This is a genomic window from Microbispora sp. NPDC049125, assembly GCF_040802045.1.
In the GTDB taxonomy this organism is placed as follows: domain Bacteria; phylum Actinomycetota; class Actinomycetes; order Streptosporangiales; family Streptosporangiaceae; genus Microbispora.
On the sequence record NZ_JBEZDW010000035.1, the window covers coordinates 1 to 22,681 of the forward strand.

Sequence of the window (22,681 nt, forward strand, 5' to 3'; positions counted from 1 at the left end):
GATACAAAATCAGATCCTGATCCAGCGACACCCGGCCGAAGTCCATCGCCACCGTCGTCGTCGTCTTGTTCGGCGTCAACCCCAGATCGTCGATCCCCGCCGAGGCGTCGGTCATCACCGCCTCCGTCGTCAACGGGACGATCTCCGACACCGCCCCCACGAAGGTGGTCTTCCCGACACCGAAACCCCCCGCGACCACGATCTTCGTCGAGGTCAGGCCACGACTAGAGCCTGCGAAGTCCACTGAGCACCCTTTCCAGCAAGTCCCGATCCGGCTTGCCCGCATCCAGCTGAGGCTGATGCACGTGCACCAGCCCCTCGGCCGCCATGTCGGAGATGACCACCCGCACCACACCCAGCGGGATCCGCAGCAGCGCCGACACCTCGGCCACCGACCGCACCTGACGGCACAGCGAGCAGATCGCCTGACGCTCCGGGGTGAGAAGGGACAGGTCCTGGTGGATCGAGGTGGCGGAGGAGACGAGCGCCTCCATGGCCAGATGCAGGCGCGCAGCCGTGCGCCCCCCGGTCACCGCGTAGGGCCGCACCAGGGAGCTTTGCTCAGGCGCCGCCGCGGCATGGGCGACCGGGCCCGTACCGCCGTGCTGCCGGTGGGCGTCGTCCACCGGCGGATAGGGCTCACCGTTCCAGCCGCCGCCTGCCACGACGTCCTCCTGACCTGCTCGTGCTCGCTCCGGATGTCAGCGGCCCGCCGGCCGCCTCGCCGTCTCCCCCGGTCTGTGGCCCGCCGGTCCGGCGGAGCCGTGTCACCGGGGGTTTGCCGCCTGCAGTTCGGCGCGGACCGCCGGGGTCAGCACCTGCCCGGCGCGCTCCACCAGCAACGTCATCTGGTAGGCCACCAAGCCCATGTCCGAGTCGGCCGAGGCCAGCACCGTGAGACACGAGCCGTCGCTGATCGACATGATCAGCAGCAGTCCCCGCTGCATCTCCACCACGGTCTGGGTCACCGGGCCGCCCTCGAACACCCGGGAGGCGCCCTGCGTCAAACTGATCAAACCGGCAGACACGGCCGCCAGCTGATCAGCCCGATCCTTGGGAAAACCGTCCGAATAGGCGAGCGGCAGACCGTCCGACGACACCACCACCGTGTGCGCCACGCCGGGCACGTTGTTCACGAAATCGGTGATCAACCAGTTGATGCCGCGCGCGGCCTGGCTCATTTCCCTCATGAGTTCTCCTTATCGGTGTCCTGGGCGTGAGGATCGCCCAGCGGCGCCGCCCCGGGGTATCCCTGGTCCTCGCCGGCCTCTCCACGGGCGACCGCCCGCCCCTGCCGGATGCCCTGCTGGAAACTGGAGAGCCTGCTGCGCACGCGCTCGGGTGAGAGCGTGGGCGGCGGAGTCGCCGGCGCCGCCGGGGCGGCGACCGAATCGGGGGAGGCCGGGGCGGCCGTCGCGGAGCCCGGCACCAGGTTGGCCTTGGGGACCCGCTTCGGCAGGCCGGAGGAGGTGACTCCGCCGAGCGCCGGCTCGCTGGCCGCCTTCGCCGCCTGCCACCCGGCGTCCGCGGGCGACGACCACGTCCGGGCCTGCGGCGCCTCCCCGTCGGAGTCGCCCTGCTCCCCCGGTCCGTCGACCTTCCTGAACCAGTCCGACTCGACCGCGGCGAAGATCGGCAAGAACTCCTCCTCCGCCTCCAGGGGCGAGGTCCGCACGACGGGAAGGGGGCCGGTGTTGTCGTCGCCGTCGAAGGGGCCGCGTCCCGGCGTTCCGGGCCAGCCGCCGCCGTCCTGGGACGGGCCCGGCCAGGAGCTGCTTCCCGGCGCGGGCAGGTGCCCGGGCCACGGCGTGTCGACCGGGGCCTCCCCGAGGCGCCCGCGGTCGAACGGGTTGGTGTCGAACGGGCTCACGTCGAAGGACGTGGTCTCGAACGGATCCCGCTCGGGCAGCGGCTTTTCGAACGGGTCCTGCTGGAAGGGCGGCCTGCCGAACGGCTTGGCCTCGGACGGGGCATCGAAGGAGCCGCGGTCGAATCCGCCGGAGTCGAACGGGTTACGCGCGAACGGATCCGGCTGCGCGGGCGGCGGCGTACCGAAGCCCTGATCGAAACCACCCGAATCGAACGCGTTGCGCGCGAACGGATCCGGCTGCGCGGGCGGCGGCGTACCGAAGCCCTGATCGAAACCACCCGAATCGAACGCGTTGCGCGCGAACGGATCCGGCTGCGCGGGCGGCGGCGTACCGAAGCCCTGATCGAAACCACCCGAATCGAACGCGTTGCGCGCGAACGGATCGGGCTGCAGACCCGTGTTCTCTCTCGGGAACGTCTCGAACGGGCCGCGCTCGAAGGGGTCGGCGTTGGGGGTGCCCACACCCGGGGCGTCGGCGCCGAACACCGGCTTGCGCGGCGCGGTCGCGAACGGCGTCGGGCTGGCCAGCGCCGGCGTGCCGAACGCCGGGGCGCCGAACTGCGGCCCGGCGCCCACGGCGGGCATGGGCCCGGTCAGCTCGGGCTGCGGCATGCCGGGCACGCTCGGGAAGGCCGTGCCGCCCGCGGCCAGCAGGCCCTCGGGCAGCAGCACCATGGCCGTCAGGCCGCCGGTGTCCTGCTGGCGCAACTGCACGCGGATGCCGTGGCGCAGGGCCAGGCGGCCGACCACGAACAGGCCCATCCGGCGGGACACCGAGACGTCCACGACCGGGGGGTTGGCGAGGCGGTAGTTGGCCTGGGCCAGCTCCTCGGCGGTCATCCCGATGCCCTGGTCGCTCACCGAGATGATCAGGCCGCCGCCGTCGATGCGGTTGCTCGACACGATGACCTTGGTCTCCCGCGGGGAGAACGAGATGGCGTTCTCCACCAGCTCGGCCACCAGGTGGACGACGTCGTTGACCGACTGGCCGGCGACCGCCACCCCCGGCTGCACCTGGAGCTGGACGCGCTCGTAGCTCTCGACCTCCGACAGCGAGGCGCGGACCACGTCGACGATCGGTACCGGCTGGCCCCAGCGGCGCGCGGCCTCCTGGCCGGCGAGGACCAGCAGGTTCTCACTGTTGCGGCGCATGCGGGTGGCCAGGTGGTCGAGCTTGAACAGGTTGCCGAGCCGCTGCTCGTCCTGCTCGCCCTGCTCCAGGCCGTCGATGAGCGACAGCTGCCGCTCCACCAGCGTCTGGGTCCGGCGCGACAGGTTCACGAACATGGCGTTGACGTTGCTGCGCAGCCGCGCCTCGTCGCCCGCCAGCCGTACGGCCTCGCGGTGGACCTCGTCGAAGGCCCGTGCCACTTCCCCGATCTCGTCCCGCGCGACCACGCCGATCGGGGCGATCACGGGCGTCTCTCCGGTGTCGCCGGCCTCACGCAGCCGCTGGACCGTGTCGGGCAGCCGGTGCCCGGCGATCTCCAGCGCCTCGCTGCGCAGGCGGCGCAGCGGCCGCACCAGCGACCGGGCCACGCCTGTGGTGATGAGGAGGACGGCGATCAGCAGGATGGCGACGGCCGCCGCGACGATGACGGCGCGGCGCTGCTCGTCGTCCTTGAGCGTCTGGCTGCGGCTCACGATGGCGGTGGTGAGCTTCGCCTCGACCGAGCGCATCCGGTTGATGGGCTGCGTCATCGTGTCGAACCACTGGCGGGTGTCGTCCCGGACCGTCTGGTCGAGGCCCTTCAGGCTGAAGCCGGCGTTGGCCCGGTCGAGCACGAGTGTGCGGAGGAACTCGGCCTGGTCCACCTTGCCGCCGGAGACGGTGGTGTCGTAGTCGGCCCGCTCGTCCCTGGTCGCGTTCTTGCGGAAGGCGCGCAGCTCGCGGTCCTCGGCCGAGACGGCGCCGAGGAAGTCCTGCAGCTGGGCCTGCTCGAAGCGGCCCACCGGCAGCACCGTGGTGAGCAGCCCGCGCTGGACCGAGGCCGCCTCCTTCGACTTGGCGAGGGCGGACAGCGTCACCGCCATGCCGGCGAGCTGGTCGTCCTGGGTGCCCTTGGCCAGTTCGTCCTGGAGCGCGAGGAGGTCCTCGATGACGAGGGAGTACTGCTCCAGCACCGCGCTCGGCAGGAGCTCGCCCCGCACGGCCTGCGCGCGCAGCGGCTCAAGGCTGTCGAGCTTGCCCTTGATGTGATCGACCTCGTCGCCGGCCTTGGTGCCGATCTTGGACCGCAGGTCGGTGGCGAGGTCCTTGACCTGGGCGGCGGCCTTGTCCACCAGCCCGATCTGGGTGGTCACTGTGGCGGTGGCCTTCGCCGGCCTGCCGATGGTGGCGTTCCACGCCGCGCGGTCGCGCTCGGCCTGTAACTCCTGGGTGAGCCCCGCCACGCGGTCGACCAGACGGGCGAGGTCGTTGATCTGCTGATAGCCGGCGGCGGTGCTGATCGAGGTGGACACCCTCAGCCCGCCGAGCAGCAGGGCCGCCACCGTGGGTATGAGGATCAGCGCCACGAGCCGGGAGCGCACGCGCCAGTTGCGCAGGAGGAAGCGGCTTCCCTCGTCGGGTTCCTGCTCAGCCGGAACCCCGGTCCCGGGGCTCGCTTCAGTCCGGGGGTCTTGTGTCCTCACAGGCTTCGCAACCTCTCGCCGTATGTGCGCACAGGTGGAGTGTCTCATCACAGCTGTGGCGGGCGTGACAGTAGAGACTTCCTGCAGGCGAGGGTATTGCAGCACACCCACACCAGGGAGGCCAACCGAACACCGCAGGACAAACGAGACATATAGGCACAGCGATGGCGGTAATTGCGTAAATATCGGGTCGCCATCATTACCAAATTGTGCCTGCCTGGCAAGGGCGGGGCCGAGGCGCTCCCACGACGAAGCGAGGACGACACCTGACGGTGCCGCCCTCGCGGGGGGTTGGTGTCCTAGAAGCTACGGCCGTAGGCGGCGCGCACGGTCAGGACGTACTCCACCAAACTGATGAGCGTCGTCTTCACGGCGTCCCTGGACCGGGCGCCGGTACGGACGACCGGCACCTGCGGCGCCAGGGAGAGCGCCTCCCTGACCTCCTCCTCCGAGTGGAGGAACTGCCCGTCCCAGCCGTTCATCGCGACCAGGAAGGGCAGCTGGGCCTCTTCGAAGTAGTCGATGGCCGGGAAGCAGTCCGCCAGCCGGCGGCTGTCCACGAGCACCACGGCGCCGATGGCGCCGCGGACGAGGTCGTCCCACATGAACCAGAACCGATGCTGACCCGGCGTACCGAACAGGTACAGGATCAGGTCCTGGTCCAGCGAGAGCCTGCCGAAGTCCATGGCGACCGTGGTGGTCGTCTTGTTCGGCGTGAGCCCGAGGTCGTCGATGCCGGCGCTGGCGTCGGTCATCACCGCCTCCGTCGTCAGCGGGAGGATCTCGGAGACGGCCCCGACGAAGGTCGTCTTGCCGACGCCGAACCCGCCCGCCACGACGATCTTCGTCGAGGTCAGCCCACGACTAGAGCCTGCGTAGTCCACTGAGCACCCTTTCGAGCAGGTTGAGGTCTGGCTGTCCCTGGTTCAGCTGCGGCATGTGCAGGCGGACCAGACCCTCGTCGGCCATGTCGGCGACTAGCACACGGGCCACGCCGAGCGGGACCCGCAGCAGCGCCGAGATCTCCGCGACCGATCGTACTGAACGACATAGCATCATGATCGATTCCTGCTCTGGTGTGAGCAGAGAATAATCATCGCTCTTCAAGGTCACCGATGATACGAGGGTTTCCATCGCCATGTGGTAACGCGGCTCGGATCGCCCTCCGGTGACGGCGTACGGACGGAACAGAGGCTCGTCCTCTGTCCCGTCACGCCCGCGCATGCCCCTCTCCCGCGGCTGTCATCGGCGTGACGTCTGGAGCTCGGCGCGCAGCGCCGGGGTGAGCACCTGACCGGCCCGCTCGACCAGCAAGGTCATCTGGTAGGCCACCAGGCCCATGTCGCAGTCGGAGGCGGCCAGCACGGCCAGGCAGGACCCGTCGCTGATCGCCATGACCAGCAGCAGCCCCCGCTGCATCTCGACGACCGTCTGGGTCACCGAGCCACCCTCGAACACCCGGGAGGCGCCGACGGTGAGACTGAGCAGGCCGGCGGAGACGGCCGCGAGCTGGTCCGCGCGGTCCGGCGGGAAGCCGTCCGATTGGGCCAGCCGCAGGCCGTCCGACGACACGACCACCGCGTGCGCGACACCAGGCGTGCTGCCGACGAACTCGGTGATCAGCCAGTCGAACCTGCGTGCTTCCACGCTCAGCTCACTCACGAGCCCTCCTCCTCATTGCCCGACCCTTCGGTGAAGCCCTCGGCCGCCTGGGCCCGGCCCCGCCTCACACCCTGCTGGAAGCTGGAAAGACGGCTCCGCACCGCGTCGGCCGACACGGGGGGCCGCGGCGCCGCCACCGGACCCTGCGCCCCCACAGACCCGGGCACCAGGTTGGCCTTAGGCGTCCGCTTCGGCAAGCCGGCCGCGGTCACACCGCCGAGCGAGGGGTCTTTCGCACTGGCCGCGGCCTGCCAGCCGCTGTCGGCGCTGGACCGCCACTCGTTGTCCGCAGCCGGTCCACCGCCTGATGCGCCGCCTGGTCCGCCGCCTGGTCCGCCGCCTGGTCCGCCGGCCGGTCCCGCCGGCCCGCCCGGTGAGGACGGGCCCGGCGATGCGGCGGCCGGCACAGGCGCGGGGCCGGGCCCGGCCGGAGGCGCGGCACGCCCCGGCGGCCGTCCCCCGTCGCCCGCCGGCGCGGCGGGAACCGCCTGCGTGGGCCGGCGGAACCAGGCGGACTCGACCGAGGCGAAGATCGGCAGATACTCGTCACCCCGCTCCAGCGGCGAGTCGTCCACGACGGGCAACGGCCCGGTGACCGACGCGTCGGCGGCCGGGAACGCCCCGGAGTCGCCGCCGAACCCGGGGTTCCCCGCGAGCGGCGGGCTCCCCGTGAACGCGTCCGAGGCGGGGCCGGTGACCGGCGCCGGGTAGCCGTCACGCCGTGGAAGCTGCCGGAAGCCCCGCGGGTCGGTGGAGGGCTCCTGCGACGCCGTACGGCCCGTGAAGGCCGGGGGCACCGCGGGAGGGTCCAGCGGGCCGGACAGGGGCCCAGGGGGGCCGCCCACCGGATGCGGGCCCGAATGCTCGGTGAACGCGGGGAAGCCGGTGGAGGTGTCCGCATCGGCCGACGCGGCGGGCGCGGGGGGCGCGGGGGGCGCGGCGGGCGCGGCCAGCGGGGTCTCCAGGGGCTGCGAGGCGTGCCGCGGCGGCGGCGCGCCGAACGCGGAGAAGGGCTCGCTCATGTCCGGCTGCCCTGCAACGTTCCCACCAGAGGGCCGGCGTCCCGGAAGCGCGTTGGGGGCGGCGTCGCGTGCGGCGCCCCAGGGCTCGAAGCCGCCGGTGGCGGCGACGACAGCGGGGGCGGGAACCGGGTCGCCGAAAGCCTGCCGGACCGGCAGGCCCCCACCCAGCTGCGGGGCCTGCTGGAGGGTGGACGCCGCCGGGCGGGCCGCCACGGGCTGGTCGGCGCTGCTGACGAGCTGCGCGGGGAACAGCACCATGGCGATGACGCCCGCGCCGTCGCCCCGGCGGAGCTGGACCCTGATGCCGTGGCGCAGCGCGAGGCGGCCGACCACGAACAGGCCCATCCGGCGGGAGACGGAGACGTCGATCGTCGGCGGTTCGGCGAGACGCCGGTTGATGTCGGCGAGCTCGTCCGGCGACAGGCCTATTCCGGCGTCCGAGACGCCGAGCATCACGGCGCCCCCCTCGACCGGGCTGCTGGACACCACGACCTTGGTGCTGCGAGGCGAGAACGCGATGGCGTTCTCGACCAGCTCGGCCAGCAGGTGGACCACGTCGTTGGCGGCGTGCCCGGCGATCGCGACGCCGCGGTGCACGCGCACCACGACGCGGTCGTAGTCCTCGACCTCCGACAGGGAGGCGCGGACCACGTCGACCAGCCGGGCGGGCTGGCTGCGCTTGCGCGGCGGCTCGTGGCCCGCGAGGACCAGGAGGTTCTCACTGTTGCGCCGCATGCGGGTGGCGAGGTGGTCCAGCTTGAACAGGTCCGACAGGCGGGAGCCGTCCTCCTCGCCGCGTTCCAGGCCGTCGATCAGCGCGATCTGCCGCTCGACCAGCGTCTGGGTGCGCCGGGAGAGGTTCACGAACATCGCGTTGACGTTGGAACGCAGGCGGGACTCCTCCGCCGCCAGGCGTACGGCCTGGGAGTGGACCTCGTCGAAGGCCTGGGCGACCTCCCCGATCTCGTCGTAACTGCCCACCGCGATGGGCTCCACCTGAGACTCCCGGTCGGGGTCGTCCGACTCGCGCAGCCGCCGAACGATGTCCGGCAGCCTGCGCCCGGCGATGTCGAGGGCCTCGGCCCGCAGGCGGCGCAGCGGCCTGACCATGGACCGCGCGATGAGCACGGTGGTCGCGAGGACCAGCAGGAGCAGGGCGAGGATCAGCGCGCCGGCGATGAGGGCGTTGCGCTGCTCGGCGGACTGGAGCTGCCGGGCACGGTCCAGGACGAAGCCCGACACGCGCCCCTCGACGACCGCCATCTGCTCGATCGCCTTGGTGCTGTCCTGGAACCACCCCTGGGCCGTCTTGTCCCTGGCGCGGTAGCTGCTGAGGGACTTGTTGCGCAGGCCCAGGTTGAGCGCCCAGGCCTTGGTGAGCTCGCTGGCGACCACGTTCTTGTCGGCGAACAGGGTCACCAGGCGGCTGGCCTCCGCCGGCGGGGCCTCGGTGTAGAACGTCGCCAGGTAGCCCTGCTGACGCGACTGGGAGGCCAGGAAGTCCTGGAGCTCGTTGGTGGTAAAGACCTGGTTGCGCTCGAGGAGCTCCCGGGTCAGCATCGACCGCTGGAGGGCGGCCTCCTCCTTCGCGTGAGCGACGGCGTCCAACGCCCGGACGTTTCCGACGATCTCGGGGTCGTCGTCACTGCTGCCGAGCTCGTCGTGCAGCCGCAGGATGTTCGCGATGATCGCGCTGTAGTCCTCCGGCGCGCCGTTGGCCCGGATGCCGCGCAGGCTCGCGATCCGGCGGGAGGCCTGCTCGGCCTGCTCGACGGCACGGGCTCCGTACGCGGTGTCGATGCTCTTGATGTCGGCCTTCACCTGCTCGACCAGCGGGTCGACCACCGCTCGCTGCTGGGTCCGGGTCAGCTCCGTCTGCCCGTCGACGTTGAATTTCCGCTGACCGCTGGCGCCCCACACCATGAGGTCGCGTTCCAGCGCGAGTTGTTCCGCCAGGTCCCTCAAGTGGACCGAGTACTCCGCCGCCGACCTGGTCCGCTGGTAGCCGTTGAGGCTGTCGACCGAGCCCACGACACGAACGGCCGCGAGGAGCACGGCGACGAGCGTGGGGGCCACGATCAGTGCGGTCAGCCGGGTAGGGACTCGCCACGTACGCGGCGAGAGACGACTCGGCCGCCTGCGGTTATCGGTTCTCGACTGCTCCATGCTCACCGGCCCCGCCATCTTTCGGCTTGCCTTCACGCGTCTGGACAGCATGAAGTGACACAGCTATATAAGCGGGGACAATTCGACCACAAGGTCATCAAGTACAGCGGCCCGACCCATACCGCAGCACCTCAATTGTTACCAAGAGGTAAGGCGACTGTCGCCTACATCACCTCAGGGCGGTGAGGACGTGCTCCCGTACCTGGAGCCGCTGCTGCTCATCCGTAATGGGGCGGCCCGTACGATCCACCACATAGAAGACATCCACCGCTTCTGCGCCCAGAGTCTCCACGCGGGCCGCTCTCACGTCAAGGCCGCACTCCCCGAACGCCCGTCCGATGCGCCACAGGAGTCCCGGCCGATCGTGGGCGCGCACCTCCACGACGGTCGCGGTGTTGGACGCGTCGTCCACCAGCGTGACCCGGGGCGGCGCCACGGGCACCCGCGGCGGGCGCATCGAACGCGTCCGGCGGGCGAGCCGCTGCTCGATGTCGAGCCGCCCGGCGAGGACCAGGCGCAGGTCGGCCTCGAGCGTCGCAGGATCCGGGGGCGAGCCGTACTCGGGCACGACGACGAAGTCGATGACGGCGGTCGAGCCGGCGGACGCGGCCGAGGCCGCCCGGACCACCATCCGGTGGGCGGCGAGCACCCCGGCGGCCCGCCACAGCAGGCCCGGCCGGTCCGGCGCGACCACGGTGACCGCGCTGCGGTTGATCCGCACGGCGCCGCCGCCGTGCCGGGCGAGCGCCGCCTGCTCGGCCGACAGGACCGGCGCGGGCGCGGGCGAGCTGCCGGACAGCACCGACCTGACCCGGCGGACCAGGTCGGACACGAGCGACGCCTTCCAGGCGTTCCAGGCGGCGGGCCCGGTGGCGTTGCCGTCGGCCACGGCGAGCGCGGCCAGCAGCTCCAGGACCTCGCGCGACCCGACGGCCTTGGCGACCGTGGAGATGGTCACGGGGTCGTCCAGGTCGCGGCGGGTGGCCGTCTCCGGCAGCAGCAGGTGGTGCCGCACGACGGTGGCGAGGATCTCCACGTCCGGCGGCGGCAGGCCGATGCGGGCGCCGATGTCCCTCGCGACGACCTCGCCCGTCGTCGAGTGGTCGCCGGGCCATCCCTTGCCGATGTCGTGCAGGAGCGCCGAGATCAGCAGCAGGTCGGGCCGCGAGACCTCACGGGTGAAGGCGGCCGCACCGGCGGCGGTCTCGATCAGGTGACGGTCGACCGTGAAGCGGTGGACCGGGTTGCGCTGGGGGCGGTGCCGTACGCGCTCCCAGTCGGGGATCAGCCGCACGAGGACGCCGGCCTGGTCGAGCTCCTCCCACACCGGCACGGCGGCGCGCCCGGCGCCGAGCAGGGCGACGAGCGTGCCCCGGGCCTCCTCCGGCCAGGGCACGGGCATCGGCGGCGACTGGGCCGCCAGCGCGGAGACGGTGGCCGGGGCCAGGGGAAGCCCCGCCTCGGCGGCGGCCGCGGCCGCGCGCAGCACCAGGGCCGGGTCGTTGCGGGGATTGACGCCGCGGGCCAGCACGACCTCGCCCCCGTGCTCGACGACGCCGTCGGCCAGCGGTCGCCTGCCCCTGGGGGCTGGGCCCGTCAGCAGCCGGTCGACCGTGCGCCAGGTGGCGTCGAAGGCGTGGGAGATCGTGCGGCCGGCCTCCGCCAGGCGCCGCATCAGCGCCTCGGCGTCGAGCATCCCGAGCGTGCCCGCCACGGCGTCCTGCTCCTGCAGGACGAGGCGGTCGGCGCCGCGCGCCGTGACCAGTTGAAGGCCGTGCCGGATGTCCAGCAGCAGCTCGTAGGCCTCCCGCACGCGGGGGCCGGGGGCCGAGGCGACCCAGGCGGCGGCCACTGCCTGCATGGCCTGCACGTCGCGGAGCCCGCCCCGGGCGTCCTTGAGGTCGGGTTCGAGGAGGAAGGCCAGCTCCCCGTTGGACTCGGCCCGCTTGTCGGCGGCCGTGCGCAGCTCGGCGAGCCTGCGCCGGGAGTCGGCGCGCCACTCGGCGAGCACGGCCTCACGGGCGGCCCTGGTCAGCTCGGGGTCGCCGACCACGTGCCGGGCCTGGATCAGGCCGAGCACGGCCTTGAGGTCCTCCCGGGCGACCTTGACCGCCTCGTCCACCGTGCGGACCGAGTGGTCGAGGCCGATCCCGGAGTCCCAGATGGGATACCAGATGCGGTCGGCGATCTGGCCGACGTCGTCCCTGCCGTTGTGCAGCAGGACCAGGTCCAGGTCGCTGCCCGGGGCGAGCTCCGCCCGCCCCAGGCTGCCGACGGCGACGAGGGCGACACCGCTGATCCCGTTGGGACCCGCGGCGCCGCGCTCATCCGGGAAGGCTCCCTTCGTCCCCGGTCCGCCCCGGCCCTCGCGGGCGTATGGCCCCGCGGACGCGGTGCGGAACAGGTCGGTGAGCCACCTGTCGATGTCCGCGGCCCTGTCCTTGCGAGCCGCGGCGAACGAGCGAGCCTCCCCTCTCATCATCCGGTTACAGCGCCTCTGGGCCGCGCTCCCCGGTGCGGACCCTGACCACGGTGTCCACGGGGATGGACCAGACCTTGCCGTCGCCGATCTTGCCTGTCTGGGCCGCCTTGACGATGACGTCGATGACGTCCTCGGCGTCGTCCTCCTCGGCCAGCACCTCGACGCGGACCTTGGGGACCAGATCGACCTGGTACTCGGCGCCGCGGTAGACCTCGGTGTGACCGCGCTGGCGGCCGTACCCGCTGGCCTCGGAGACCGTCATGCCCTTGATGCCGAACTGCTCCAGGGCGGCCTTCACGTCGTCGAGCTTGAATGGCTTGATGATTGCCGTGATGAGTTTCATGCGTCGACCTTCTTCGCCTCAGCCGGGACCGGCCCGTTGACGGAGGTCACTCCCGAGGAGTGGATGGTGCCGAGGTCGTAGCCGGTCTCGGCGTGGGTGGTGATGTCGATGCCGGTGACCTCGTTCTCCGGAGCGAGCCGGAAGCCCATCGTCTTGTCGATGATCTTACCGATGATGTACGTGACGATGAACGAGTAGCCGCCGACGGCGACCGGGCCGAGGAGCTGGAGACCGAGCTGCTTGAGGTCTCCGCCGTAGAACAGGCCCTTGCTCTGCTGGGGAAGGAAGGGGTAGGCGGCGATGAAGCCGAGGGAGACGGCGCCGATGACGCCGCCGACCAGGTGCACGCCGACCACGTCGAGGGAGTCGTCGAAGCCGAGCTTGTACTTCAGGCCCACCGCGTACGCGCAGATGGCGCCGGCGACCGCGCCGAGGATGACGGCGACCCAGGGGTCCACGAACCCGGCCGCCGGGGTGACCGCGACGAGACCGGCGACGGCGCCGGAGGCGACACCGAGGGAGGTGGAGTGGCTGTCGCGGAATTTCTCGACGAGGATCCAGGCGCCGGCGGCGGCGGCCGTCGCGACCTGGGTGTTCATGAACGCCAGACCCGTGGTCTGGTCGACGGCGAGCTCGGATCCGGCGTTGAAGCCGAACCAGCCGAACCACAGCAGGCCGGCGCCGAGGAGGACGAGGGTCAGGTTGTGCGGACGCATCGGGTCCTTGCGCCAGCCGGTCCGCTTGCCCAGGACAAGGGCGAGGGCGAGGCCCGCCGCTCCCGCGTTGATGTGCACGACCGTTCCACCGGCGAAGTCCTCGATGCCGAGGCTGAACAGCCAGCCGCCGCCCCAGACCCAGTGGGCCACGGGGAAGTAGACCACGGTCGCCCAGACGATGGAGAAGACCACCCAGGCGCCGAACTTGGCGCGGTCGGCGATGGCGCCGCTGATCAATGCCACCGTGATGATCGCGAACGTCAGCTCGAAGGCTGAGAAGACAAGGTTGGGGAAGTTGTCGGCGATCGTGGAGGCGTCGCCGGCCTTGTCGACGATGAGACCTGTGTAGGCGGTGTTGAACAGGCCCTTCAGGCCGATGTTGTCGAGTCCGCCGACGAATTTGTTGACCGTGTCGTTGCCCGCGACCCCGAAAGCGAGCGAGTGTCCGTAGAGGACCCAGGCGATGGTCACAGTGATGATGCTGACGAACGACATCATCATCATGTTCAGGACGCTCTTCGCCCTGGTCATGCCCCCGTAGAAGAACGCGAGGCCCGGGGTCATCAACAGCACCAGCGCGGTGGCTGTGATCATCCAGGCGGTGGTGCCGGTATCGATCACGATACGGCCCTCCTTCTTACAATCGGCGTGTGGCCCGTTATCACTGCGCAGTGGCTTCGTCCGGGGCCTCGCCCCATCTGCGGGAGGTGGCCGGTCTGGCGCACTGACGTTGGCGACAGCGTGTTCTTCCGCCGTTTCAGGACACGACGCTGCGTGTTTCACAGGTGTGAAACTCCCGCCGCGCATGTTTCCGCCGAGTTTCGGATGGCTCGCACCCAGATAAAACGCGCACCCCGAAGAGGTGCGCGTTGTGACAAATGTTACGGCCGATACGCCGTCAGGCGGCGCTGGCCATCTTCCGCAGGCGCAGCAGGGCGTCGCGCTCGATGCGGCGGGCGCGGTCGCGGCCGATGCCGTAGCGCTCCCCCACCTCGGTGAGCGTGTGCTCCCGTCCGTCCACCAGGCCGTAACGCCAGCGCAGCATGTCCCGGATCTGGCCCTCCAGCCGGGTCAGCCACTTCTCCAGGCGCTCCTTCTCCAGCGTGGCCAGCGCCTGCTGCTCCGGGTCCGCCCACGTCTCGTCGGCGATCATGTCACCCAGCTCGGTCTCGTCCTCGTCGCCGACACCGAGCTGGAGCGAGACCGGGTCGGAGGCCCACCGGCGCAGCTCCTGCACCCGCTCGATCGGCAGGTCCAGCACCTCGGCCAGGTCGGCGTCGGTCGGCTCGGTGTCGAACTCGGCCAGCATGTCCCTGCGGACCCGCATGAGCCGGGTCATCTGCTCCCCCGCGTGCGTGGGCAGCCGTACCGGGCGCGCCTGCTCGTGGATCGAACGCCCCACCGACTGCCGGATCCACCAGGTGGCGTACGTCGAGAACTTGTAGCCCCGCCGGTAGTCGAACTTCTCGACCGCCCGGACAAGGCCGAGGTTTCCCTCCTGCACGAGGTCGATCAGCGGCATCCCCCGCCCGGAGTACTTCCTCGCCACGGCCACCACCAGGCGCAGGTTGGCCTGGATGAACTCGTCCTTGGCGCGCCGCCCGGAGACCGCCAGGCGCTCGAGCTCCTCGTCGGTGGCGTCGCCCACCTTCGGCTCGGGCAGCCCGCCGTCCAGCAGGGTCTCGGCGAACAGGCCGGCCTCGATCCGCTTGGCGAGCTCGACCTCCTGCTCCGCGGTCAGGAGCGGGACTCGTCCGATCTCAGCCAGGTATGTGCCCAGCAGGTCCCGGTCAGAGACGTGCTGGTCCTGCGTCCGATTCCCCGTCGCCATCCGAATGGCACCTCGTTCCCGCCGCCCGCGATATGCATATGTTTGATCGGCTTCCCCGTGCCCGTACGCCGTGCTGGGCACGGCTTCCGGCTCGCCGGTCCTGACTCGATCAACGGTCCGTCCAGGGCAAAGATTCCCTCAACTAATACGACCGGAGAATGGTTTTGGTTTCCTCCCCAAGGAGGATGCGGGCCATTTCGAAAAGGCGGTCAGACGACCCGGAGGCCCTCCCGCCACACCTGCGCCACCAGTGGTACGCCCGGGCGGTAGGCGAGGTGGACGTAGGACGGCGCGTCCAGGACGACCAGGTCCGCCGAGTTCCCCGGGCGGAGCACGCCGACGTCGGAGCGGCGCAGCGCACGCGCGCCGCCGAGCGTCGCCGCCCGGAGGGCCTCGGCCGGGGTCATCCGCATCTCCCGTACGGCGAGGGCGACGCAGAAGGCCATCGACGTGGTGAACGACGTGCCCGGGTTGCAGTCGGTGGCCAGCGCGACGGTGACTCCTGCGTCCAGCAGCCGCCGCGCGTCGGGATACGGCGAGCGGGTGGAGAACTCGGCCCCGGGAAGCAGGGTGGCGACCACGCCGGCGCAGGCGAGCGCGTCCACGTCGGCGTCGCTGAGGTGCGTGCAGTGGTCGGCCGACGCCGCCCGCATCTCGCAGGCGAGCCGCACGCCGGGCCCCTCGCCGAGCTGGTTGGCGTGAACCCTGGCCCGCAGCCCCGCCTTGACGCCCGCCATGAGCACCTCGCGGCTCTGGTCCTCGTCGAACGCGCCGCGCTCGCAGAACACGTCCACCCACTTGGCGTAGGGGGCGCAGGCGTCGAGCATGGGCCCGGTGACCATGCTCACGTAGTCGTCGGCCGTCATCTCCGGCGGCACCACGTGAGCGCCCAGATAGGTGGTCTCCGGGGTGAACTGGCAGGCGATCTCCAGGCTGCGCCGCTCGTCCTCCACCGTGAGGCCGTAGCCGCTCTTGATCTCGAACGTCGTGGTGCCCTGCACGGCCATCTCCGACACCAGGGCGGCCGTGTTGGAGACCAGCTCGGGGATGGTGGCCCGCCGGGTGGCGGCGACCGTCGTGCGGATGCCCCCCGCGGAGTAGGCCTCCCCCGCCATGCGGGCGGCGAACTCGGCCGTGCGGTCCCCCGCGAACACCAGGTGGGCATGGCTGTCGACGAAGCCGGGGACGACGGCCCGCCCCTCCACGTCGACCCGCTCGTCGGCCGGCGGCGCGTCGGCCGAGCGCCCGATCCAGCGGACGACCCCGTCCTCGGCGAGCAGGGCCGCGTCCTCGATCTCCTCTCGCTGTGGATCTGCCGTGAAAAGCAGCCCGATCCCGACGAAAACCGTTGATGTCCTGCCGCTCGGCCTCACGCTTCCTCATCCTCGCCCGTGCGCATGCCGCGCAAACCACCGATCATCTGCCGGGCGGTCACCCTCGGACGCGGGCGATCGCGTCACGCAGCAGGGCGCCGACGTCCCCGAGCGCGTGCCGCCCGTCGGCCACGACGCGGCGGCCGCCCGAGACCACGGAGTGGACGTCGGCCGCCGTCCCCGCGAAGATCACCGACTCGACCGCCGAGTCCTTCGTCGCGCCGGCCGTGCGCACCGAGTCGAGGCGCACGGAGACGAGGTCGGCCCACGCGCCCGGCACGAGGCACCCGCCGTCGGGGTGGCCGAGCGACGCGTGCCCGGCGGCCGTGGCCGCGTGGAGCAGCTCGGCCGCCCGCCAGTGCCCGCGCTCACCTGTGGCCAGCCGCTCGTCGAGCTCCACCGCGCGGGCCTCCTCCAGCAGGTCGCCCACGGCGTGGCTGTCGGAGCCGAGGGTGATCGCCGAGCCGGCGTCCAGGAGCCTGCGGGCGGGGCCGATGCCGTCCGCGAGATCCCGCTCGGTGGTCGGGCACATGCACACGTGTGTCGTCGACCCGCCGAGCAGGGCGATGTCGACGTCGGACAGGTGGGTGGCGTGGACGGCGGTGGAGCGCGGGCCGAGGGCGCCCCGCTCGTGCAGCAGCTGGACGGGCGTTGCGGCGTAGGCCTCCACGCAGGCCTCGTTCTCGGCGCGCTGTTCTGAGACGTGCGCGTGCAGGGGGGCGGCATGCCGGTGGGCGAACTCGACGACGGCGTGCATCTGCTCCGGCGGCACCGCCCGCACCGAGTGGATGGCGGCGCCGATCTCCACGTCCTCGTCCTTCTGGTACGCCCGGGCCAGCTCGTCCGCCCGCGCCGCCCACCGGTCGGCGTCCCCGTCCCCGAAGCGCAGCTGGGTGCCCACGAGGGCGTCGCCGACGCCGCCCGTCAGGTAGCAGGTGTCGAGCAGGGCGATGCGCACCCCGGCCCGCCTGGCCGCCTCGATCAGCGCGTGGCCCATGGCGTTCGGGTCGGCGTACGGCACGCCGCCCGGGGCGTGGTGCAGGTAGTGGAACTCCCCGACGCAGGTCACCCCGGCCAGCGCCATCTCCGCGTACGCGGCGGTGGCCAGTGCGAGGTAGCCGTCGGGGTCGAGCCCGGCGGCCACGCCGTACATCTGCTCGCGCCAGGTCCAGAAGCTGCCGCGCCCGGTCTGGGTGTGCCCGCGCAGGGCCCGGTGGAAGGCGTGCGAGTGGCCGTCGGCCATCCCGGGCAGCGTCAGCCCGGCCAACCGCACCGCTCCGGCGGGGGCGGGGACGCCGGGGCGGATCTCCCCGATCCGCCGGCCCTCGACCTGGATGGCGACGCTCTCCACCACCTCGCCGGGCGGCAGCCAGACCATCTCGCACCAGTAGGTCACGTCCACGGGTCCTCCACGTGCGGTGCGGCGGTGACCGCCACTTTAGGCGTCCGCCTGCGTCTTCGCCTTCTCAGCGGGTCTCGCCTTCTCAGCGGGAGGGGCCGGCCGCGGGGCGCACGGTGATCTCGGTGACGTGCGCGTCCGGCGTCGCCATGACGGCGGCCGCCACCGCCGCGGCCACCGAGTCCGCCTCCAGGTACCTGTCCGCCTCGTACGGCCCGCCCTCCTGCGCCCGGACGTACCGCTGCATGTCGGTGCCCACGCGCCCGGGGTAGACAGAGGTGACCCGCACCCCGTGCGGGTGCTCCTCCTCCCTGAGGACGTCGGCGAACGCGCGCAGGGCGAACTTGCTGGCCGCGTAGCAGCCCCAGTCGGGATTCGCCCGCTGCCCGGCGCCGGAGTTGATCAGCACGACGTGCCCGTGCGCCGCACGCAGAGCGGGCAGCAGCAGGCGGGTGAGCTCCGCCACCGCCACCACGTTCACCTCCAGCGTCCGCCGCCACACGTCCGCGGGAGTGTCGGCGAGAGGGCCGAGGCGGGCGATCCCGGCGCTGTGGACGAGAAGGTGGAGCCGGTCGATCCCCTCGACGTCGGCCGCGGTGACCCCGGTCAGCTCCACGGTCCACGGCCGGGCTCCCGGCAGCTCGGCGCACAGGGCGTCGAGGGCGGCGCCGTCCCTCCCGCCGAGCAGCAGGTCGTGGGTGGGGGCGAGGGCCCTGGCGATCGCCGCCCCGATCCCGCGTGACGCGCCCGTCACGAGCGCCGCCGGTCGTTCGGACGCCGGTTCAGACCAGGTAGCCGCCATGGTCATCAGCCTACGGCTCCGCGCGGAGCCGCTGCGGGCCGGGGCGTTGTCATGACGGGGTCCATGGGAGGGCTTATGACGGCTCATGATGGTTCATGACGGTTCATGACGGTTCATGACAGGGCGCCCCGGCGGAGACCGCCGGGGCGCCCCGCCTTCTGCCCGGCCCCCGGACGCGCCCGCACGCGCGATCGACCCGGGCACCGGGCGGTGGTGAAGGAGAGGTTACGCATATCGGGGGTTCCCGATTTCGGGTCGGGAGAAGCTGTGGGCCCGTATATGGGCTGCTCACGGGTTGGCCATCAGGACGCGACGAGGAACTGGGTGGCCGCGAGCTCCCGGTACAGGTCGTCGCCGGCGATCAGCTCCTCGTGGGTGCCGGAGGCCCGCACCCGGCCCGCCTCCATCACGATGATCCGGCTCGCGCCGGTCACCGTGGACAGCCGGTGCGCGATGACCAGCACCGTGGTCTCCCGCGCCACCTCGGCGATCACCTCGCGCAGCCGCAGCTCGTTCACGGCGTCGAGCTGGGAGGTCGCCTCGTCCAGCAGCAGGAGCCTGGGACGGCGCAGCAGCGCGCGGGCGATGGCGACGCGCTGGCGCTCGCCTCCCGACAGCAGCACCCCGCGGTGCCCGACCGGCGTTTCCAGCCCCTCCGGAAGCCGCGCGACCAGGTCGTCGAGGCGGGTGCGGGCCAGCGCGTCGGCGATCTCCTCGTCGGTCGCCCACGGCGCGGCGAAGACGAGGTTCTCCCGGAACGTCCCGGCGAGGATCGGGGCGTCCTGCTCCACGTAGCCGAGCATGGCGCGCAGCTCACCGAGCGGCCAGTCGCGGATGTCCCGCCCGCCGATCTCGATCACGCCTCCCTGCGGCTCGTAGAACCGCTCGATCAGGCCGAAGACGGTCGACTTGCCCGCCCCCGACGGGCCGACGAGAGCGGTCATGCCGCCCGCCGGCGCCTCGAAGGTGACGTCGTGGTGGACCACCGGACGGTCCTCGCCGTACCGGAAGACCACCCCGGTGAAGGTGACTCCGGCGGGGTCGTGGCCCGGCGATCGGCCCTCTACCCGGCCTTCCGCCGCCGGGCCCGCGGCGAGCGCGGGCTCGGACGCGGGCGGCTCGGTGGGCAGCGCTCCGATCTCCTGGATGCGGGTGACCGCCGCCAGGCCGTTCTGGATCTGCGTGAGGCTCTGGATGAGCTGGCCGATCGGGGAGACGAGGTAGAACAGGTACAGCAGGAAGGCGATCAGGGACGAGATCTCCATCGCCCCCGACGACACCCGGGCGCCTCCGACGCCGAGCACGGCGAGGAACGCGAGCTGGACCGACATCCAGGCGCCGATCCCGGCGACCGACGTCCACGCGGCCGCGGTCACTCCCCGGTCACGCGCCCTGGTGGCGGCGGCGCCGACCTCCGCCGTCTCACGCGCCTCGGCGCCGCTCGCCTTGATCGTGCGGAACGCCTGCAGGGCGCGGTCGAGGACCGAGCTCATCTCGCCCAGCGCCACCTGCGCCTCCAGGGAGGCACGGCGGATACGCGGGGCGATCGACACGCCCATCAGGGCGACGAGGGCCACCACGGACAGCGTGACCAGCAGCAGCAGGCCGTCCATGATCGCCATCATCACGACGGCGCCCAGGAACGTGAAGACCGAGCCGACCAGGGTGGCCAGCGCGTCGGTGCACACGGCGCGCAGCAGCGTGGTGTCCGAGCTCACCCGGGACAGCAGGTCACCGGGCTTCAGCCGGTCGACGTCGGGAACCCGCAGCCGCAGGATGCGGTCCACGAGGTTCATGCGGGACGCCAGCACGATGGTCTCGCCCATCCGCTCCAGCAGGAACCGGCCGGTCGCGGAGATCAGCGCGCCCACCAGGACCGCGACCGACAGCCCCAGCACCGGGCCGATCAGGCCCGCACCCGAGCCGAACGCGTCGATCACGCTCTTGGCGAAGATCGGCATCGCCAGCCCGGCGAAGCTGCCGATCAGACTGAGCGCTCCGCCGAGCAGCAGCACCCGCTTGTGCGGGCGCACCTGGTCGAGCAGCAGCCGCCAGGCGGCGCGCTCCCCCAGGCCGCCCTTCAACCGCGGCGCGGGTCCGCGATTCCCGGGGCCGTCGCCCTGCGCAGCCAATGCAACCCCCCGTACGCGAGCCCGGCGTGCGATCTTCCGGAGACCCTAATCGACCGAAAGTGCCGCCGCGCGGGGACGGAGTTCGCCGCCCGCGAACGGGAACGCGTCCCAGAGGACGGGGGGTGCGCCCGCCCTCGGTCAGTCAGCCGGCAGGAGGCGCCTGTTCACGTCGTCGCCGTCAGTCCACGTCGGGGACGTCGAGGTCGAACTCGGCGTCGCCGTCGTCGACCCGGCGGAGCTTGATGTCCTCCACCCACGCGTACGCGAACCGCCGCACCCCGGCGATGCGTTCCTCGTCGAGCCCGTACCTCGCGAACGCCTCGTCGGCGAGGAGGTCGACGGTCTCCAGCCGCTGCACCAGGTCCTCGGCGCGCCACTCGTCCTCGTGCTGGGCGCCGAGCTGCTCCAGCAGACGGAACGGGTACAGCCCCGCGACGGCGGCCACGTCGGCGAAGTCGCGCGGGAGACCCCGGTTGTGCAGGGCGCGGACCTTGAGGCCCACCACGTCGTCAAGGCCGGCGACGGCGCAGGGGCCGATCTCGGCGGGACGGTCGCGCAGGGCCTCGCGGAGCAGGTTGACCTCGCACGACTGCCCGGTGATCTCGTCGGTCACGACGACGCGGGCGATCCGCGGCCCGGCCTCGCAGACCTCGGCGGCCAGGCTCCTCGCCCGGAACGCGTCCGCCACCGCCGCGGCGACCTCGGGCAGCGGGGTCTCGCCCGCGGTCGCGAACGTCAGGTCCTCCACCGGCCGGTCGGCGCAACCATGCGCCCTCATCGCGTAGCCCCCCGCGAGCAGCAGGCCGTACCGGCCGAGGACGGCGCGGGCGTCCTCGATGAGGCGCAGGTGGAACGGCGACGGCTCCATGGCGTGGTGTCCCCGCCCGGTCTCGGGAGCGGGCTCGGCGAGCTCTGTCATCCCAGCACACGGTAGAGCAGGCGGAGCTCACCGGTGGCGTCGACGATGTCGTACCAGGTGAGGCAGAGCCGGGCCTCGGCCTCCTCGGTGCGCGCCTCGGCCGCCATCAGCCGGTCGCCGGTCAGCCGGGCCGCCTCCTGTTTGAGCTGGGCCGCCATCTTCTGGAACACGAACCGCTCACGCGACTCCATGCCGCCGCCTCCCCACCCAACGAGTACGCACAGGTAAATACCCACAGAACGCCCCGAAATGCGGCGATAACCCACCGCACCCGATCGCTCGTGCTGCGACTGGGCCGGCCAGTCGAGCTCGTGTTTGCCCTGACGCCGGCGTCAGGGTCCTAGCCTGACGGACGCGGTGAGCCGATCAGCGCGCTTGGGGCGGAGACCGCCGGCAGCACCCGCACGCCGTGGATTCACCGCTGGAGAAGGAGGGATCATGAAGTTCGGCATCAGCTACGGCACGCCGTACCACGGAGTCGACCCGGAGAAGATCGTGGCGTTCGCCCAGCTTGCGGAGGAGTGCGGGTTCGAGTCGCTGTACGTGCCGGAGCACATCGTGCTGTATCCCGGCGCCGCGGTCGGGCCGTACGAGATGCCGCCGACGCTGCCGTACGTCGATCCACTCGACTGCCTGAGTTTCGTCGCCGCGGTCACCGAGCGGCTGCTGCTCGGCACCGGGGTCCTGCTCCTGCCGTACCACCACCCGGTGATCCTGGCCAAGCGGCTCGCGACCATCGACGTGCTGTCCAGAGGGCGGATGCGGCTGCTGACCGTGGGGCTCGGCAGCCTGCCGGGCGAGGCCCGGGCGGTGGGGGTCGACTTCGCCACCCGTGGCCGCCGCGCCGATGAGGCGATCGACGTGCTGCGGCTGCTCTGGGCCGGCGGCGAGGACGGCGTCAGCTTCGCCGGTGAGTTCTTCTCGTTCGACGGCGTCACCAGCTTCCCCAAGCCTTACGAGGCCACGCGGCTGCCGATCCATGTCGGGGGGTCCAGCCGGGCCGCGGCGCGCCGGGCCGGCAGACGTGGCGACGGCTACTTCCCCGGCGGTGCGCTCGGTCCAGGTGAGCGGGCCATTCAGTGGGAGGTCGTCCGCTCCGGCGCCGCCGAGGCCGGACGTGACCCGGACGCGCTGGAGTACACCCGCTTCGGGTCGATCGACATGTCTGTGGAACGGGTCCGGCAATTCGCCGCAGAAGGGGTGACCCGCATCGTGGTGAACACCGCCGCCACGGAACCGGACGAGCAACGCGAGGAACTGACGACCTTCGCCCGGCGTTTCGGCCTCCTCCAGCGCTCCCCTCGCTAGTGTCGTACGCCCGATTCATCGG

The 22,681-nt window shown here is 71.9% G+C and carries 19 protein-coding genes; 1 reads left to right on the top strand and 18 read right to left on the bottom strand.

Translation table 11 applies throughout. The features are described 5' to 3' along the window. From AB0B72_RS31000 to AB0B72_RS31085, 18 genes are all read right to left on the bottom strand, one after another. The coding region (locus AB0B72_RS31000; RefSeq protein ID WP_367742893.1) for an ATP/GTP-binding protein at window positions 1-217 on the bottom strand (217 nt) is incomplete at its 3' end. Window positions 218-224: 7 nt separating this feature from the next. Continuing rightward, entirely contained in the window at window positions 225-665 is a 441-nt protein-coding gene (locus AB0B72_RS31005) for a DUF742 domain-containing protein (RefSeq protein WP_367742792.1), read from the bottom strand. A gap of 102 nt (window positions 666-767) precedes the next feature. Next, the gene (locus AB0B72_RS31010; RefSeq protein ID WP_367742894.1) at window positions 768-1,181 is read right to left on the bottom strand and encodes a roadblock/LC7 domain-containing protein; all 414 of its coding nucleotides are present in this window, start codon (window positions 1,179-1,181) and stop codon (window positions 768-770) included. Between the two features lie 5 nt (window positions 1,182-1,186). Further along, the gene (locus tag AB0B72_RS31015) at window positions 1,187-4,504 is read right to left on the bottom strand and encodes a nitrate- and nitrite sensing domain-containing protein (RefSeq protein ID WP_367742794.1); all 3,318 of its coding nucleotides are present in this window, start codon (window positions 4,502-4,504) and stop codon (window positions 1,187-1,189) included. A 299-nt stretch (window positions 4,505-4,803) separates the two neighbouring features. Beyond that, window positions 4,804-5,361: an ATP/GTP-binding protein gene (locus AB0B72_RS31020; protein WP_367742895.1), complete on the bottom strand. Its 558-nt coding sequence runs from the start codon at window positions 5,359-5,361 to the stop codon at window positions 4,804-4,806. 7 nt (window positions 5,362-5,368) lie between these two features. Further along, a complete protein-coding gene (locus AB0B72_RS31025) occupies window positions 5,369-5,728 on the bottom strand; it encodes a DUF742 domain-containing protein (RefSeq protein ID WP_367742795.1) in 360 nt (119 codons plus the stop codon). 18 nt (window positions 5,729-5,746) lie between these two features. Continuing rightward, window positions 5,747-6,157 (bottom strand): roadblock/LC7 domain-containing protein, encoded by a 411-nt coding sequence (locus AB0B72_RS31030; protein WP_367742896.1) that lies wholly within the window; start codon window positions 6,155-6,157, stop codon window positions 5,747-5,749. 5 nt (window positions 6,158-6,162) lie between these two features. Then, a complete protein-coding gene (locus AB0B72_RS31035) occupies window positions 6,163-9,264 on the bottom strand; it encodes a nitrate- and nitrite sensing domain-containing protein (protein ID WP_367742796.1) in 3,102 nt (1,033 codons plus the stop codon). Between the two features lie 259 nt (window positions 9,265-9,523). After that, a complete protein-coding gene (locus AB0B72_RS31040; RefSeq protein WP_367742797.1) occupies window positions 9,524-11,836 on the bottom strand; it encodes a [protein-PII] uridylyltransferase in 2,313 nt (770 codons plus the stop codon). A 4-nt stretch (window positions 11,837-11,840) separates the two neighbouring features. Then, complete coding sequence (locus AB0B72_RS31045; RefSeq protein ID WP_367742798.1) at window positions 11,841-12,179, bottom strand: P-II family nitrogen regulator; 339 nt, start codon at window positions 12,177-12,179, stop codon at window positions 11,841-11,843. Beyond that, on the bottom strand, window positions 12,176-13,519 hold the full coding sequence (locus tag AB0B72_RS31050) for an ammonium transporter (protein WP_367742897.1): 1,344 nt from the start codon (window positions 13,517-13,519) through the stop codon (window positions 12,176-12,178). The genes AB0B72_RS31045 and AB0B72_RS31050 overlap by 4 nt, the downstream gene beginning before the upstream one ends. 274 nt (window positions 13,520-13,793) lie before the next feature. Further along, complete coding sequence (locus AB0B72_RS31055; protein ID WP_367742799.1) at window positions 13,794-14,726, bottom strand: RNA polymerase sigma factor RpoD/SigA; 933 nt, start codon at window positions 14,724-14,726, stop codon at window positions 13,794-13,796. 209 nt (window positions 14,727-14,935) lie between these two features. Further along, window positions 14,936-16,099: an imidazolonepropionase gene (gene hutI, locus AB0B72_RS31060; protein WP_367742800.1), complete on the bottom strand. Its 1,164-nt coding sequence runs from the start codon at window positions 16,097-16,099 to the stop codon at window positions 14,936-14,938. Window positions 16,100-16,157: 58 nt separating this feature from the next. Then, window positions 16,158-17,501: a formimidoylglutamate deiminase gene (locus AB0B72_RS31065; RefSeq protein WP_367742801.1), complete on the bottom strand. Its 1,344-nt coding sequence runs from the start codon at window positions 17,499-17,501 to the stop codon at window positions 16,158-16,160. Between the two features lie 82 nt (window positions 17,502-17,583). Continuing rightward, on the bottom strand, window positions 17,584-18,300 hold the full coding sequence (locus AB0B72_RS31070; RefSeq protein WP_367742802.1) for an SDR family oxidoreductase: 717 nt from the start codon (window positions 18,298-18,300) through the stop codon (window positions 17,584-17,586). Between the two features lie 302 nt (window positions 18,301-18,602). After that, entirely contained in the window at window positions 18,603-20,432 is a 1,830-nt protein-coding gene (locus AB0B72_RS31075) for an ABC transporter ATP-binding protein (RefSeq protein ID WP_367742804.1), read from the bottom strand. A 178-nt stretch (window positions 20,433-20,610) separates the two neighbouring features. Further along, window positions 20,611-21,351 carry a hypothetical protein gene (locus tag AB0B72_RS31080; protein WP_367742805.1) on the bottom strand — a complete coding sequence of 247 codons (741 nt, stop codon included), beginning with the start codon at window positions 21,349-21,351 and terminating at the stop codon, window positions 20,611-20,613. Beyond that, on the bottom strand, window positions 21,348-21,542 hold the full coding sequence (locus tag AB0B72_RS31085; RefSeq protein WP_367742806.1) for a hypothetical protein: 195 nt from the start codon (window positions 21,540-21,542) through the stop codon (window positions 21,348-21,350). The genes AB0B72_RS31080 and AB0B72_RS31085 overlap by 4 nt, the downstream gene beginning before the upstream one ends. A gap of 247 nt (window positions 21,543-21,789) precedes the next feature. On the opposite strand from AB0B72_RS31085, the gene AB0B72_RS31090 reads away from it, so the two are divergent. Beyond that, entirely contained in the window at window positions 21,790-22,659 is an 870-nt protein-coding gene (locus tag AB0B72_RS31090; RefSeq protein WP_367742807.1) for a TIGR03619 family F420-dependent LLM class oxidoreductase, read from the top strand. Window positions 22,660-22,681: the final 22 nt, after the last annotated feature.